This window comes from Klebsiella sp. 2680, assembly GCF_900198535.1.
In the GTDB taxonomy this organism is placed as follows: domain Bacteria; phylum Pseudomonadota; class Gammaproteobacteria; order Enterobacterales; family Enterobacteriaceae; genus Klebsiella; species Klebsiella indica.
On the sequence record NZ_FZNJ01000002.1, the window covers coordinates 895,436 to 909,019 of the forward strand.

At 53.8% G+C, this 13,584-nt stretch carries 12 protein-coding genes and 1 tRNA gene; 8 read left to right on the forward strand and 5 right to left on the reverse strand.

Annotated elements, in window-relative coordinates; translation table 11 throughout:
• The first annotated feature begins 3 nt into the window (after positions 1 to 3).
• From FN037_RS11515 to yejF, 3 genes are read left to right on the forward strand one after another with little or no spacing between them, the layout of a single operon-like run.
• Complete coding sequence (locus FN037_RS11515; RefSeq protein WP_142502284.1) at positions 4 to 1,098, forward strand: microcin C ABC transporter permease YejB; 1,095 nt, start codon at positions 4 to 6, stop codon at positions 1,096 to 1,098.
• Positions 1,098 to 2,123 carry an ABC transporter permease gene (locus FN037_RS11520; RefSeq protein WP_142502285.1) on the forward strand — a complete coding sequence of 342 codons (1,026 nt, stop codon included), beginning with the start codon at positions 1,098 to 1,100 and terminating at the stop codon, positions 2,121 to 2,123. Before FN037_RS11515 ends, FN037_RS11520 begins: the two co-directional genes overlap by 1 nt.
• A 1-nt stretch (position 2,124) precedes the next feature.
• Positions 2,125 to 3,714, forward strand: coding sequence for a microcin C ABC transporter ATP-binding protein YejF (gene yejF / locus FN037_RS11525; protein ID WP_138360011.1), 1,590 nt, complete (start codon positions 2,125 to 2,127; stop codon positions 3,712 to 3,714).
• A 3-nt stretch (positions 3,715 to 3,717) separates the two neighbouring features.
• Here yejF and FN037_RS11530 read toward each other — a convergent pair whose 3' ends face one another.
• The 3 genes from FN037_RS11530 to rsuA form a co-directional block, all read right to left on the reverse strand.
• Positions 3,718 to 4,062 (reverse strand): YejG family protein, encoded by a 345-nt coding sequence (locus FN037_RS11530; protein ID WP_138360012.1) that lies wholly within the window; start codon positions 4,060 to 4,062, stop codon positions 3,718 to 3,720.
• Positions 4,063 to 4,629: 567 nt separating this feature from the next.
• Complete coding sequence (locus FN037_RS11540; protein WP_138360014.1) at positions 4,630 to 5,832, reverse strand: Bcr/CflA family multidrug efflux MFS transporter; 1,203 nt, start codon at positions 5,830 to 5,832, stop codon at positions 4,630 to 4,632.
• Entirely contained in the window at positions 5,829 to 6,548 is a 720-nt protein-coding gene (gene rsuA / locus FN037_RS11545; protein WP_142502286.1) for a 16S rRNA pseudouridine(516) synthase RsuA, read from the reverse strand. Before rsuA ends, FN037_RS11540 begins: the two co-directional genes overlap by 4 nt.
• Before the next feature lie 149 nt (positions 6,549 to 6,697).
• On the opposite strand from rsuA, the gene FN037_RS11550 reads away from it, so the two are divergent.
• Together FN037_RS11550 and rplY are read left to right on the forward strand one after the other, a co-directional pair.
• Positions 6,698 to 8,455: a DEAD/DEAH box helicase gene (locus tag FN037_RS11550; protein WP_142502287.1), complete on the forward strand. Its 1,758-nt coding sequence runs from the start codon at positions 6,698 to 6,700 to the stop codon at positions 8,453 to 8,455.
• A gap of 137 nt (positions 8,456 to 8,592) precedes the next feature.
• A complete protein-coding gene (rplY, locus tag FN037_RS11555) occupies positions 8,593 to 8,877 on the forward strand; it encodes a 50S ribosomal protein L25 (RefSeq protein ID WP_142502288.1) in 285 nt (94 codons plus the stop codon).
• Positions 8,878 to 9,116: 239 nt separating this feature from the next.
• Here rplY and yejK read toward each other — a convergent pair whose 3' ends face one another.
• A complete protein-coding gene (gene yejK, locus FN037_RS11560) occupies positions 9,117 to 10,124 on the reverse strand; it encodes a nucleoid-associated protein YejK (protein ID WP_138360018.1) in 1,008 nt (335 codons plus the stop codon).
• A 178-nt stretch (positions 10,125 to 10,302) separates the two neighbouring features.
• Between yejK and FN037_RS11565 the strand changes: the two genes are divergently transcribed.
• The 3 genes from FN037_RS11565 (at position 10,303) to FN037_RS11575 (ending at position 12,464) form a co-directional block, all read left to right on the forward strand.
• Entirely contained in the window at positions 10,303 to 10,530 is a 228-nt protein-coding gene (locus tag FN037_RS11565; protein ID WP_138360019.1) for a YejL family protein, read from the forward strand.
• 19 nt (positions 10,531 to 10,549) lie between these two features.
• Complete coding sequence (gene yejM / locus FN037_RS11570) at positions 10,550 to 12,310, forward strand: LPS biosynthesis-modulating metalloenzyme YejM (protein ID WP_142502289.1); 1,761 nt, start codon at positions 10,550 to 10,552, stop codon at positions 12,308 to 12,310.
• Positions 12,311 to 12,387: 77 nt separating this feature from the next.
• Positions 12,388 to 12,464 (forward strand) — tRNA-Pro (locus FN037_RS11575).
• 429 nt (positions 12,465 to 12,893) lie between these two features.
• Here FN037_RS11575 and FN037_RS11585 read toward each other — a convergent pair.
• Positions 12,894 to 13,511, reverse strand: a complete 618-nt coding sequence (locus FN037_RS11585; RefSeq protein ID WP_080172442.1) for a LysE family translocator — start codon at positions 13,509 to 13,511, stop codon at positions 12,894 to 12,896.
• Positions 13,512 to 13,584 lie beyond the last annotated feature (73 nt).

The window sequence follows — 13,584 nt, forward strand, 5'->3', positions numbered from 1 at the left end:
ATGATGGGCGCCTATCTTCTCCGCCGGTTACTGCTGATCATCCCTACGCTGTGGGCGATCATCACCATAAACTTTTTTATTGTGCAAATTGCTCCCGGCGGCCCGGTCGATCAGGCCATCGCGGCAATTGAGTTTGGCGATCGCGGCAGCTTGCCCGGCGCGGGAGAAAGCGGGATGCGCGCCGGACATGTGCGGACAGGCGTCGGTAACATCAGCGATGGTCACTATCGCGGCGGGCGAGGGCTTGATCCAGAAGTCATTGCCGAGATAACCCATCGTTACGGCTTTGATAAACCGATCTACGAGCGCTATCTGAAAATGCTCGGTGATTATCTGCGCTTTGATTTCGGCGATAGCCTGTTCCGCAGCTCATCGGTACTGCAGTTAATTAAAGACAGCCTGCCGGTCTCCGTCACTCTTGGCCTGTGGAGTACGCTCATCATCTATCTGGTGTCGATCCCACTCGGTATCCGCAAGGCGGTCAGCAACGGCAGCCATTTTGACGTCTGGAGCAGCACGCTGATCATTATCGGCTATGCTATCCCGGCGTTTCTGTTCGCGATTTTGCTGATCGTTATCTTTGCCGGCGGCAGCTATTTCGATCTCTTTCCGCTGCGCGGGCTGGTGTCCGCCAACTTTGACAGTCTGCCGTGGTATCAAAAGATCGTCAACTATCTCTGGCATATCACCTTACCGGTGCTGGCGACGGTGATTGGCGGTTTTGCCGCGCTCACTATGCTGACTAAAAACAGCTTTCTTGATGAGATCCGCAAACAATACGTCGTTACCGCCCGCGCCAAGGGCGTAAGCGAAAAGCAGATCCTTTGGGGGCATATTTTCCGTAACGCCATGCTGCTGGTGATCGCCGGTTTTCCGGCCACCTTTATCAGTATGTTTTTTACCGGTTCACTGCTGATTGAGGTGATGTTCTCGCTAAACGGCCTGGGCTTGCTGGGCTATGAGGCCACCGTTTCTCGCGATTACCCGGTAATGTTCGGCACGTTGTATATTTTTACCCTGATTGGCCTGCTGCTGAATATCGTCAGCGACATCAGCTACACGCTGGTCGATCCGCGTATCGATTTTGAGGGCCGCTAATGTCATTCTTCAGTCCCGCCAATCAGGATCGTTGGGCGCGCTTTCGCCACAACCGTCGCGGCTACTGGTCGCTGTGGCTGTTTTTAGCGCTTTTCGCCTGCAGCCTGTGCGCCGAGCTGATTGCCAACGATAAACCGCTACTGGTGCAATACCGCGGCAGCCTTTATGTTCCGCTGTTAAAAAATTACAGCGAAACCACCTTTGGCGGCCGCTTTGCCACTGCCGCCGACTATCAGGACCCGTGGCTGCAAAAGCGGCTGGAGGATAACGGCTGGATACTATGGGCGCCGGTTCGCTTCGGGGCGTCAACCATCAACTTCGCTACCGACAGCCCGTTTCCCTCACCGCCGTCAAGGCAAAACTGGCTGGGCACCGATGCCAATGGCGGCGATGTGCTGGCTCGCATCCTGTACGGCACACGTATTTCCGTTCTCTTTGGCCTGCTGCTGACCCTCTTCTCCAGCGTACTGGGCGTGATGGCCGGTGCTATCCAGGGCTATTATGGCGGGAAGATCGATCTCTGGGGACAACGATTTATCGAAGTCTGGTCAGGAATGCCGACGCTGTTTCTGATTATCCTGCTTTCAAGCGTGGTCCAGGCCAATTTCTGGTGGCTGCTGGCCATTACCGTGCTGTTCGGCTGGATGACGCTGGTCGGCGTCGTTCGCGCCGAATTCCTGCGCACCCGTAACTATGATTACATTCGCGCCGCGCAGGCGCTTGGCGTCAGCGATCGCGCGATTATTTTGCGTCATATGCTGCCTAACGCGATGGTCGCGACGCTTACCTTCCTGCCGTTTATTCTGTGCAGTTCAATAACCACGCTGACCTCGCTGGATTTTCTTGGTTTTGGCCTGCCGTTGGGTTCCCCTTCTCTGGGGGAGCTGCTTTTACAGGGCAAAAACAATCTTCAGGCACCGTGGCTGGGCATTACCGCCTTTCTTTCCGTGGCGGTATTGCTGACGTTATTGATTTTTATCGGTGAAGCGGTTCGCGACGCTTTTGATCCGAGTAAGGCGGTATAGCATGACGCAACCTCTGTTAGACATTGACAACCTGTCGATTGCTGTTCGTCAGCAGGGAAAAACCACGACTATCGTCAGCGAACTGTCGCTGCAAATCGACGTTGGTCAAACCCTGGCGCTGGTGGGCGAATCCGGCTCGGGTAAAAGCATTTCAGCGTTATCGGTGCTGCGGCTGCTCCCCTCGCCGCCGGTCAGTTATCCGGACGGCGATATCCGTTTCCACGGTCAGTCGCTGCTGCATGCGGATGAACGCACGCTACGCGGGATACGCGGTAACCGCATCGCGATGATTTTTCAGGAACCAATGGTGTCGCTCAATCCGCTGCACACTCTGGAAAAGCAGCTATACGAAGTGCTCTCTTTACATCGCGGGATGCGCAAAGAAGCGGCGCGTGGAGAAATTCTCGACTGTCTGGAGCGCGTGGGGATCCGCAATGCGCCCCGACGGCTGGCCGACTATCCCCATCAGCTTTCCGGCGGCGAACGTCAGCGGGTCATGATCGCCATGGCGCTGCTGACCCGCCCGGAGCTGCTTATCGCCGACGAACCCACCACCGCGCTGGATGTGTCCGTTCAGGCACAAATCCTCTCGCTGCTGCGCGAACTGAAGCAAGAGTTAAATATGGGGCTGCTGTTTATCACTCATAACCTGAGTATCGTGCGCCAGCTCGCCGACCGCGTCGCGGTAATGCAAAATGGCCGCTGCGTCGAACAGAACAGTTGCCAGAGGCTGTTCGCTGCTCCCGGGCATCCTTATACCCGTCGCCTGCTGGATAGCGAGCCATCGGGCGATCCCGTGCCGCTCGCCGCCGATGCGCGCGAATTACTGCGGGCGGAAAACCTGAGTATCGCCTTCCCGATACGTAAAGGGCTCCTGCGGCGAGTCGTTGAACATAACCGGGTGGTTAACGGCCTTAGTTTTCGTTTACGTGCCGGAGAAACTCTGGGCCTGGTCGGTGAGTCAGGTTCAGGCAAAAGCACCACCGGGCTGGCGCTCCTGCGCCTGATTGATTCAACCGGAGCCATCACCTTTGAGGGCAAATCACTTCAGGGACGCCGTCGTCGGCAGATGCTGCCGCTCCGTCGTCGCATGCAGATTGTTTTTCAGGACCCGAACTCATCGCTGAACCCGCGGCTCAACGTCCTGCAAATTATCGAAGAGGGACTCCGGGTTCATCAGCCAACGCTCAGCGTTGCCGAACGTGAGCAGACGGTGATTCAGGCTATGCAAGAGGTTGGGCTCGATCCCCAGTCGCGCCACCGCTACCCTGCCGCCTTCTCCGGCGGTCAGCGTCAGCGTATCGCTATCGCCAGGGCGCTGGTCGTCAGGCCTCAGCTTATCGTGCTGGATGAACCGACATCGTCACTGGATAAAACGGTACAGGCGCAAATCCTTGCCTTGCTGAAAACGTTACAGCAAAAGCATCAACTGACCTATGTTTTTATCAGCCATGACCTGCGCGTCGTGAGGGCATTGTGTCATCAGGTCATCGTGCTGCGGCAGGGAGAAATCGTCGAGCAGGGAGAGTGCGAGCGCGTGTTTACTGCTCCGCAACAGGAGTACACCCGTCAGCTACTGGCGCTGAGCTGACGTTCAGAATGGGTTATTACCAGAGAAAGGTTCCGCAATCGCCACGCCGAAATTTTTCAACCGACAGGTTGCGGCAAACTCGTCCTGACAATTAACAAACAGGCACGGTTCTCCTTCGCATTCCACAATCGAGCAATCGACTTCGATATCGCTAAGCGCCTGGCTGAGCTTATGCATAACCGGCCATGCTTTTTCGCCATCCGGACTGAGTAACTTTAGCGCCACAAGGCTGTTTTCACTCTGAACGCCATTTTGCGGAATCGGTTCAACTCTTGAACCCGCAAAACCCGGCAGCCAGCGGTAGCTCTGCGGCAGGCGGTGTACGATAGAGAGTTGCAGTTTATTCACTTGTTTTCCCCGGAAGCAAAATACTTCACAATAAATTCACATTAATGCTAACACATTCTTGACAAGTTGTCCCAGTTCCTCACAGAAAACGCTTACACCTGCATCATCATTGTGTTGCTGATTTGTAATGCAAAAGTTTATAATTGTGTAGATGGAATATGTTCGGGCTATATGTACCCGTTTCTGTGATCTAAAACAACTTTTTTATCGCATCAATGCGACTTTTTGAGCGATTTGATTTTACATAAAAGAAACAAACCACCAAACCGTGAAGCCGTTTTCGGTTGATATGCATCAAGATATACCTCAATAAAGGGACGGTAATGCCTGATGCCTGGCCATTTATCTGCTTTTGACGATCCCTCGGCTGGCCGTTCACACGCCGCGGATATGACTCATCTCCACAGCACTTAGCGTGAACGGAACAGGCGACTGACCCAAACGGGCAAAAGAAAAAGCACTCCTTCGCCAGAACCACCGAAAAGCGCTTCCGGCTGGCAAATACAACAGAAAACACCGCCGATGCCTCGCTTAGCCAATCGGCACTCGCGATAACGTCCCTGAAGATCACTCAGCATGCGACTTTTTGCGCCGCCGGCTGGCATAGAGGTAAAACAGAATGGAAGCGCTGGCGCAAAAAGCGATAGACACCAGCATCGGCCAGGCTGTGGTAAAGGTCGCCATTGACAACAGGGCGCCAACAATCGCGCCGATGCCAAAACGAAACGTACCGGCCAGCGAAGATGCAGTGCCAGCCATATGCGGAAATTCATCAAGAATCACCGCCATGGCGTTGGAAGACACCATCGACACGCAACCGATAAACGCCGCCACGCCAAATACCAGCGACCAAAAGCCAACATCCAACAGTGCACACACCACCATCCAGATCGCCATCACAAACTGAATCAACAGCCCTGTGCGGAACATATTCAGTGCCCCAATCCGCCGCACAAAACGGCTATTGATCATGGTCACGACAAACAGAAACGCGACGTTCAGCGCAAAATAGTAACCAAAATGCTGCGGTGAAACGTGATTAATATTGATATAAACAAACGGACCGGCGCTCAGGAACGAAAACATCCCGGCGAAGCTAAAACCACTCGCCAGCATATAGCTCAGTACCCGCTTATGACGAAACAGGGTGGCAAAATTCCCCAGCGTGGTGTGAATATGAAACTTCTGCCGACGTTCCACCGGCAGGGTCTCGCTGATAAAACACGCGATCATCACTGACGCTAATAGCGCCGCCACCGCGAGGATCCAGAAGATCGCATGCCAGCTAAACCATACCAGTACCGCCCCGCCGACCATTGGCGCCACCAGCGGCGCGACGGTGGTCACCAGCATGACGAACGACATCATCCGCGAAAACTCCTCTTTTGGATAGATATCGCGCATCAGGGCATTAATGATCACGCTGGCCGCCGCCGCAGCCAGACCGTGAAAGAAACGCATGGTTATCAGCATAACAATAGTCTGCGACAGCGCGCAGGCCACCGCCGCCGCCGCGAAAATCAGCGTGCCGCCGAGAATAACCGGTTTACGACCGAAACTGTCCGCCATCGGACCGTATAAAAGCTGCCCCAACGCAAATCCCAGAATATAGGTGCTAAGCGTCATCTGCGCGCTGCCGTCCGGCACGTTAAACTGCGCCGAAATCACCGGCAGCGCCGGGAGGTACATATCAATCGACAGCGGCATCAGCATGGCCAGCAGGCCCAGAATAAACACAATCCCGGATGAAGCATTCTGCTTTGCCGTCACGTTTTACTCCGCGCATGTTGACCACCGACGCTGGCAATTTCTGCTGCCGTCAGCGGACGATATTCACCAGGCTCCAGCGACTCATCCAGGATAATGTCGCCAATACGTTCACGATGCAGACCCGTCACATGGTTACCCACAGCGGCAAACATCCGCTTAACCTGATGGTAGCGCCCTTCGCTAATGGTCAGACGAACTTCGGTCGGCGTGATCACCTCCAGCACCGCTGGCTTAGTCAGGCTCTTCTCGTTATGTAGCTGTACGCCTTTGGCAAACTGCTCTGCGGTGGTTTCATCCACCGGATTTTGCAGTTCCACCAGATAGGTTTTTTCACAATGATGACGGGGAGAAGTAATGCGGTGCGACCACTGACCATCATCGGTCATCAGCACCAGGCCGGTGGTATCAATATCGAGGCGGCCAGCGGCATGCAGCTTATACGCTACCGGTTCATCAAGGAAGTAAAGCACCGTCGGGTAATCAGGGTCATCGGTGGAACAAACGTAACCTTGCGGCTTATTAAGCATAAAGTAGCGTGGGCCATGCTGCTGAACCAGGGGATTGCCGTCATACTCGACGCCATGTTCCGGCAAAAGTTTGAAAGCAGAGTCTTTTACAATTTCGCCGTCCACGGTAACGCGGCTGCTGCGGATTTCACGCCCGGCAATAGCCCGGCTAACGCCAAGTTGCTGAGCGATAAACTTATCAAGTCGCATGAGATTTTTTTAGCCTGTAAAGAGTGCTGGAGCGGGCAATACGCCCGAAAAGAAGAATATCTTAGGGTAGTATAACAAGCTCTTAACACCACTCAAGGGAAAAGATTCGTGGCATACTATTCGCGAGTTAATTAAGCGCTATACATTCCATGACCTTTACATTACGTTCCTACCAAAAAGAGGCGGTCGACGCCACTCTTGCCTGGTTTCGCCGCCATCGGCACCCCGCAGTCATCGTCCTGCCGACTGGCGCGGGTAAAAGCCTGGTGATCGCCGAACTGGCGCGCCTGGCGCGCGGTCGTGTGTTAGTGCTGGCGCACGTTAAAGAGCTGGTGGCGCAAAACCACGCTAAATATTGTGCGCTTGGCCTGGAGGCGGATATCTTTGCGGCCGGCCTGAAGCGTAGAGAGAGCCACGGCAAAGTGGTGTTTGGCAGCGTCCAGTCGGTCGCCCGCAATCTCGCGCAGTTTCAGCATGAGTTTTCGCTGCTTATCGTCGATGAGTGCCACCGTATCGGTGATGATGATGACAGCCAATATCAACAGATCATCAGCCACCTCCGGCAAGTTAACCCACATCTGCGTCTGCTGGGGCTGACCGCCACCCCATTTCGTCTCGGAAAGGGCTGGATTTACCAGTTCCATTATCACGGGATGGTACGTGGCGATGAGAAGGCGTTTTTTCGTGACTGCATCTATGAACTGCCGCTGCGCTATATGATTAAGAACGGCTACCTCACGCCCCCTGAGCGGCTGGATATGCCGGTGGTGCAGTATGATTTTAGCCGTCTGCAGGCACAAAGCAACGGCCTGTTCAGCGAAGCCGACCTGAACCGCGAACTAAAAAAGCAGCAGCGCATCACGCCGCATATTGTCAGCCAAATCGTTGAGTTTGCCCTAACGCGTAAAGGGGTGATGATTTTCGCCGCCACCGTTGAACACGCCCGGGAAGTGACGGGATTACTGCCGACGGGTGAAGCGGTATTAATTACCGGTGACACGCCGGGAACTGAGCGGGATCGCCTCATTGAGGCATTTAAAGCACGGCAGTATCGCTATCTGGTTAACGTCGCGGTGCTGACCACCGGTTTTGATGCGCCGCATGTCGATCTGATCGCCATACTCCGCCCCACCGAGTCGGTAAGTCTTTACCAACAGATTGTTGGCCGCGGCCTGCGACTGGCCCCCGGTAAAACCGATTGTCTGATCCTCGACTATGCCGGAAACCCGCACGATCTGTATGCACCGGAAGTCGGCACGCCAAAAGGCAAAAGTGACAACGTTCCCGTGCAGGTGTTCTGCCCTGCCTGCGGGTTCGCCAATACCTTCTGGGGGAAAACCACCGCCGACGGCACGCTGATTGAGCATTTCGGTCGCCGCTGCCAGGGCTGGTTTGAAGATGATGAAGGCCATCGTGAGCAGTGCGATTTTCGCTTCCGCTTTAAAAACTGCCCCCAGTGCAACGCGGAAAACGATATCGCCGCCCGACGCTGCCGTGAGTGCGACACGATTCTGGTGGATCCAGACGATATGCTGAAAGCGGCGCTAAAACTCAAAGATGCGCTGGTATTGCGCTGTAGCGGAATGGCGTTACAACAGGGTCATGATGAGAAAGGCGCGTGGCTGAAAATCACCTATTACGACGAGGACGGCACGGATGTGAGTGAGCGCTTCCGCCTGCAGACGCCCGCCCAGCGCACCGCCTTTGAGCAGTTGTTTATCCGCCCGCATACCCGAACGCCTGGCGTGCCGCTACGCTGGATAACACCAGCAGACATCCTCGCTCAGCAGGCGCTGTTGCGCCATCCCGACTTTGTTGTTGCCCGCATGAAGGGACAATACTGGCAGGTACGGGAAAAAGTGTTCGATTATCAGGGGCGCTTCCGGCGGGCCAATGAATTGCGTTAATCGCCTCTGCGGCTGAGGTTTTGGTTGCTGCAAAAACCGTTGGCGGCTATAATGCCGCCCGCTTTTGCATTCGCAAAGCAGATAATCTGCCTGTTGCTGGGTCGCCTGTAGCAGGATTTATATATAGAGAGACATCAATGTTTACTATCAACGCAGAAGTACGTAAAGAGCAGGGTAAGGGTGCGAGCCGCCGCCTGCGTGCAGCTAACAAATTCCCGGCCATCATCTATGGCGGTGAAGCTGCGCCAGTAGCAATTGAACTGGATCACGACAAAGTGTGGAACCTGCAGAACAATGCTGAGTTCTACAGCGAAGTTCTGACCATCGTTGTTGATGGCAAAGAAGAGAAAGTTAAAGCTCAGGCTGTTCAGCGTCACCCGTTCAAGCCGAAGCTGTCTCACATCGACTTCGTTCGCGCTTAATCGCCGACTGAACGTTGTATGGCAAGCGCCCCGGTCCGCAAGGTCCGGGGCGTTTTGTTTTGGCGCGGCGATAAAGCAAGAGATGGCGTCAACGCCCTCAGCGCACCCTGCTGGCCAGTTAAGCGCTATTCGTCGGGTTTGATCTGGTTTTGACTCGCACTCACAAACGACACAGCATAAACATCCTGATGACGAGCTTACCGGGCGGTATGACGACCTGACACCAGGATTTTTAGCCTTTAATTTCCGCCAGAAGTACGGCGCTGCAGCTGGTCGCGCAGATTTGGCGGCGTGCCTTTAATGGTTAAGGTATCCGTCGCCGGGTCCCAGAACACCCGCTCCCCCAGCAGCATAGCGTCAAAATTAATGGTTAACCCGCCGCCGCTGCCGGCAAACTTGGTTAACTGACGCAGTGTGCTGCGATCCGCCGGAAAGCTCTCTTCCAGCGCGTAGCCTTGTTCGGCGGTAAACTCCTGAAACGTCTTCTCACTGACGCCCGCCAGCTCTTTGGACAACGACTCCAGCTCAATCTCCTCTCCGGCCTGCAGCTGTTCATTGCAGTAGCTGTAAACCTGCTGGCGCACGTTCTGACGCTCAGATTTATCCAGTTGGGCATCGGCAGCAAAATCATCCAGCGCCTGTAAAAGGCCGCGGTTCTGCGCTTTTGTATTGAGCCCTTCGCTGGCCCCAAGGAAATCCATAAAAAAGTCCGCCACTTTGCGCCCTACCCGGCCTTTCAGGAAGGTCAGATAACGGGTGGATTCCGGATTGGTTTCCCATTCGGTTAAATCAATACGCGCGACAATATCGGCATGATTGATATCCAGGTAATGCGTGGCGCTGATATCCAGTTCTTCATTGACGCGCATACTGTTCAGATTGTTGAGCACCGCCACCATCAGGTATTCCACCGCCAGATAGCGATACTGGCAAAACAACACAATACCGCCTTCAGCGAAGGGATATTTCGCCAGTTCGTCACGCAGACGACCGGTGGCCGCCCGACTGAAGGGCAGGAATTCTTCTTCCCCCTTACGCTGCTGACGCAGAGCCTGGGCCAGCTCGCTCTCTTCGTTAAACAGGCCGTAGGCTTTATTTTTAGCGCTGTAGACCCGATGCAGTTCGGCCATCATCTCCACAACGGTCGCTGTCGGCTCCAGTAATGACTCACGCAGCACCAGTTCCAGATTTTGTTCATCACGTTTGATTAGCTGATGCAGGGCAATCTGGTCGATATCCAGACTCATGTTAAACTCTCCTTTTAGACCGGGCGGTATTCAACCACCGCCGGGACGGCGACGCAACCACCACGTGACGCTTTGCCAGCGAGGCGGTGCGCTTTTGCGCCGCGGCGAAAAAATGCGGAAAAAATGCTGCTGCTACGGTAATATGTTGCCCTTTCACGAACAAACAGATTTTGAGTTTATGCCGCAATTATCCCGCTATAGCGATGAACACGTCGAACAACTGCTCAGCGAGCTGACGAGTGTTCTGGAAACACACAAAGCGCCCGTTGACCTTTCACTGATGGTTCTGGGCAATATGGTGACGAACCTGATCAATAGTAGCGTCGCGCCGGCGCAGCGTCAGGCCATCGCCCGCTCTTTTGCCCAGGCGTTGCAGTCGTCGATCAACGACAAGCCAGCGCATTAAGGATAACGAACAACAGTATATGGTGACTCTTCGTCAGCCCTACCGAGAAAAAGTTTCCCAGATGGTCAGTTGGGGACACTGGTTCGCCCTGTTCAACATGTTGTTGGCCATGGTGCTCGGCAGCCGCTATCTTTTTGTCGCCGACTGGCCAACGACGCTTGCCGGACGTCTTTTCTCGTACGTTAGCCTCGTTGGTCACTTCAGCTTCCTGGTCTTTACCAGTTATGTACTGATCCTCTTTCCGCTAACCTTTATCGTCATCTCACAGCGCTTAATGCGTTTTATATCGGTCATTCTGGCGACCACAGGCATGACGCTGCTGCTGATCGACAGCGAAGTTTTCACCCGTTTCCACCTGCACCTTAATCCCTTCGTTTGGGAACTGGTTATTAACCCCGATCAAAATGAGATGGCTCGTGACTGGCAACTGATGTTTATCAGCGTCCCGATCATCTTCCTGGTGGAAATGCTCTTTGCGACCTGGAGCTGGCAGAAGCTGCGCAGCCTGACCCGCCGCCGTCACTATGCTCGTCCGGTCGCCTGGTTTTTCTTTATCTGCTTTATCAGCAACCACCTGATTTATATCTGGGCGGATGCGAATTTCTATCGCCCAATCACTATGCAGCGGGCCAATCTGCCGCTTTCCTACCCGATGACGGCGCGTCGGTTCCTGGAAAAACACGGTCTGCTTGACGCAGAGGACTACCAGCGACGCCTGGTAGAACAAGGTTCACCGGAAGCCGTCTCGGTGCAATATCCGCTTAGCGACCTACGTTATCGTGATCTCGGCGCCGGTTATAACGTGTTGCTGATTACCGTTGATAACCTCAACTACTCACGTTTTGAAAAAAACATGCCGGCGCTGGCCGCATTCGCAAAAGAAAACGTCAACTTTACTCAGCATATGAGCTCCGGTAATACTGCGGACAGCGGCCTGTTTGGCTTGTTCTACGGTATCTCCCCTGGCTATATGGATGGCATTTTAGCGGCCCGGATTCCTGCGGCGCTGATTACGTCACTGAATCAACAAGGCTATCAGTTGGGTCTGTTCTCATCTGACGGCTTCAGCAGCCCGCTTTATCGCCAGGCGCTGCTGTCCGATTTCTCCTTACCAGCCGCCAGAACGCAAAGCGATGCGCAGACGGCAAATCAGTGGATCAACTGGCTGAACCGCTACGCCCAGGATGAAAATCGCTGGTTCTCATGGGTTTCACTGAACGGCACAACCCTGGATCGCGGGCAGCAACAAAACTTTGTCCGTCGCTACAGCACCGCCGCCGGCGATGTCGACACCCAAATTGGTCGCGTGCTGAACGCGCTGCGCGAATCCGGCAAGATGAATAACACGGTAGTTATTGTGACGGCGGGCCACGGTGTACCGCTGGACGCACAGCATGACGCGTTTGACTGGTCGCGCGAACAGCTACAGGTACCGTTAGTGATTCACTGGCCAGGCACTCCGGCACAGGCGATCGCGACCCTGACGGATAACAAAGATGTCATGACAACGCTGATGCAGCGCCTGTTGCACGTTTCCACACCAGCGAATGAATATTCGCAAGGCGAAGATCTGTTTAGCCCCGCCCGCCGTCGCGCATGGGTTACCGCTGCGAATAACAATACGCTGGCGATCACGACGCCACAATTAACCATCGTGCTCAATCACAACGGCACATACAGAACATGGGACAGCGAAGGTAAGAAGATTAAAGATCAAAAACCGCAACTGAGCCTGCTACTGCAGGTGCTAACCGATGAAAAACGCTTTATCGCTAACTGATTGATTATTTATAAATCAATCAGGCACTTCACGGCTTGCATTCGGTTGGGGAACGGGTAATATTGTTCCCCACAAATCGGCACGTAGCGCAGCCTGGTAGCGCACCGTCATGGGGTGTCGGGGGTCGGAGGTTCAAATCCTCTCGTGCCGACCAAATAATCCCAATAGAACCAGCCTCTTATGGCTGGTTTTTTTATGCCTGTTTTTTGTACGGGGAGTTAATGGGGTGAAACTGGGGTGAAACCCCGTCAAACATTCACATCTCAGGGTATAGCTTCAAACGCTTATTTCTCATCTTGATACTGCATGTTCACACAGTGTGCGCGCTGTATTTCCAACCATTGAAGGAATTGTAGAGACTACTCTGAAAGATGCCTGGGAAACGGCTGATGACTGGTTTATAAACTGAGCAGCCAATACAATCATTCGTGGTGTCAGCAGACCATTTCACATGGCCCCTGGTTTCCCGCGTGGTGGATAACGCGAAAAACCAAGTGCCAGAATTAATCGAGGCTATTGAGCGCCTATAAATTGATAACGTCGGCGATGTGCCAATAGCGGACGTTAACAGCCAGTCCAAGGCTTATCTCGTGCTAAAAGCAAGTTTAGCCGCGAAGCATAGAAACAAGCCGCCTGTCGCTCTATCCATCATTTGGACAACGTGGCTTTTCTTCAATACGGCTGACGCAAATTGCGTGGATAGAATGAGTGTGAGTGACCATATAGTCCCAATCGCAACGTGGATGCTGACCAGGATAAAAGTCCATATCAAAGGAGAGTGACCGGCAGGTATGAACTGCGGCAAAAAAGATACATAGAAAATACCCATTTTAGGATTGAGCACATTCCCCAGCATCCCTCTGATAAACCAGTTCCCCTGAGAACTGTTGTCATCACCATCACTGAAAGATGATCGGGGACGTATCAGCAGTTGTAAGCCTAGCCAGCTCAGGTAGACCGCGCCACAAACTTTGAGAACAGTGTATGCCATCTCTGAAACCGCCAGAAGAGCACCAAGACCTAACGCGATCAGCGCACCCCATACAAAACAGCCGGCATCAATGCCAAGCGCAGCGTGAAATGCCTTTTTACCGCCCTCGGCACAAGCGGTGCGCAGAATAAGTGCGGTATCGAGGCCGGGAGTTAGGGTAAGTATCAGTGCTGCGAGAGAGAATGCGAAGAGGGAATCGTTAACCGTCATTTTCTTTGTCCGAAAGAGCAGATGCTAATCATTTAGTTCCCAACATTCAATCCATCAAATATTATTTTTAAAG

What these genes read in the sequence shown, in the direction of transcription:
- FN037_RS11515 (WP_142502284.1), top strand. Translation starts at nt 4, where the DNA reads ATGGGCGCCTATCTTCTCCGCCGGTTACTGCTGATCATCCCTACGCTG.
- FN037_RS11520 (WP_142502285.1), top strand. Translation starts at nt 1,098, where the DNA reads ATGTCATTCTTCAGTCCCGCCAATCAGGATCGTTGGGCGCGCTTTCGC.
- yejF (WP_138360011.1), top strand. Translation starts at nt 2,125, where the DNA reads ATGACGCAACCTCTGTTAGACATTGACAACCTGTCGATTGCTGTTCGT.
- rsuA (WP_142502286.1), bottom strand. Translation starts at nt 6,548, where the DNA reads ATGCGACTTGATAAGTTTATCGCTCAGCAACTTGGCGTTAGCCGGGCT.
- FN037_RS11550 (WP_142502287.1), top strand. Translation starts at nt 6,698, where the DNA reads ATGACCTTTACATTACGTTCCTACCAAAAAGAGGCGGTCGACGCCACT.
- rplY (WP_142502288.1), top strand. Translation starts at nt 8,593, where the DNA reads ATGTTTACTATCAACGCAGAAGTACGTAAAGAGCAGGGTAAGGGTGCG.
- yejK (WP_138360018.1), bottom strand. Translation starts at nt 10,124, where the DNA reads ATGAGTCTGGATATCGACCAGATTGCCCTGCATCAGCTAATCAAACGT.
- FN037_RS11565 (WP_138360019.1), top strand. Translation starts at nt 10,303, where the DNA reads ATGCCGCAATTATCCCGCTATAGCGATGAACACGTCGAACAACTGCTC.
- yejM (WP_142502289.1), top strand. Translation starts at nt 10,550, where the DNA reads ATGGTGACTCTTCGTCAGCCCTACCGAGAAAAAGTTTCCCAGATGGTC.
- FN037_RS11585 (WP_080172442.1), bottom strand. Translation starts at nt 13,511, where the DNA reads ATGACGGTTAACGATTCCCTCTTCGCATTCTCTCTCGCAGCACTGATA.